The organism is Pseudomonas sputi (assembly GCF_021603585.1).
In the GTDB taxonomy this organism is placed as follows: domain Bacteria; phylum Pseudomonadota; class Gammaproteobacteria; order Pseudomonadales; family Pseudomonadaceae; genus Aquipseudomonas; species Aquipseudomonas sputi.
In genome coordinates this window covers 1-1,310 of the sequence record NZ_BQHI01000062.1, presented here as the reverse complement: position 1 = coordinate 1,310, position 1,310 = coordinate 1, and the positions used below count along the sequence as shown (strand labels likewise).

Below are 1,310 nucleotides of genomic sequence, written 5' to 3'. Positions count from 1 at the left end.
TGTCTAGTCCTGAAATAGGTTTACACCTGTTTCACCCCAACGCCCGATGCATCGCATCGGGCGTTTTGTATTTCAACGACAGATGCGGACGCTCACGGTTGTAGATCAAGACCGACTCACTCACCATCTTTCTCGCCTGCATTAAGTCCCGTGGTCGCTGGAGCAGAAACTCGGTCTTCAAGATCCCATTGACCCGCTCTGCCAGGGCGTTTTGGTAGCAGTCATAGCCGTCCGTCATCGAACATCTGATGCCGTGTTTCGCATGCAACTCCTGATACATGCCCGCGCAATACTGGCTGCCTCTGTCCGAGTGATGAACCAGTGGTTGTTCGGTCCGACGTTGCTTCACCGCCCGGCGCAGCGCCTGCGCTACCGATTCGGTGTGCAGGCTTTCATGGACGTGATAACCCACGATCTTTCGCGAAAAGGCATCCGTCACCAGGCTCAAATAAGCCACACCTTCCTGAGTAGGTAGATAGGTGATGTCAGCCACCCAAACTTGCTCTGGGCCGCTTGGGACAACTTGGTCAGGGCCAGCCTTGAGTAAGTTTGGATGGCGCCGAAAGCGATGATGGCTGTCAGTCGTCTTGTGGTAAGCGCGTTTGCGAGCCACGAGCAAACGCCTTTCGCGCAAAATTGCAAACAGGCGATCTCGACCCACTTGCAGTTCAAGTCGAGGCTGACAATGCAGCAAGTAATGCAGCTTTCGGGTGCCCAGCCGTGGTTGTCGCTGACGCTTTTGCTGAACGAAATCGGCAACTTGCTGATCCAGAACGAACCGAGCAGCTTCGGCGCGATTGCGCTTGTAGTAAGCCTGTCGGCTTATTCCCATGAACTGGCAAGCCCTGCTGATGCTCAGGTTTTGGATTCGTTTTTGCGCGAGGACTTGCCGGGACGCTTTTTTATGACAGAAAGACCGTAGTCATTTTTCAGCACGTCCACGACCGCCTCGAAAAACTGGGATTTCTGATTGGACAGAGCCAATTGCTCTTCAAGCTCTTTGATACGTTGCTCTGGCGTCAATGGTCGGTTTTTGTCGGGCATAGACCCCATCCTCGGCGAGCCAATGTATGTGCCCGGGCTCCAATCCTGCCGACCGTGCTTGCGTAACCACATCAGAACGGTCGTTTTGCCTTGAATCCCGTAGCGCTCCTGAGCCTCTTTATAACTCAGCTCGCCTCTTTCGACCTGATCCACGACCGACAATTTAAAAGTCAGCGTGTAGTCTCGCTGACTACGCCTTTTAGCCGTTTCCATTACGTCCTCCTGAAAATAGATCAGAAGGTGTAAACCTTATTCAGGACGGGACA

Annotated in this window: 1 pseudogene; it reads right to left on the bottom strand. The window is 53.4% G+C overall.

Annotated features, from left to right (window positions below):
- Nucleotides 1-3: 3 nt before the first annotated feature.
- Nucleotides 4-1,257, bottom strand: a pseudogene (locus L6D81_RS29295) (IS3 family transposase).
- Nucleotides 1,258-1,310: the final 53 nt, after the last annotated feature.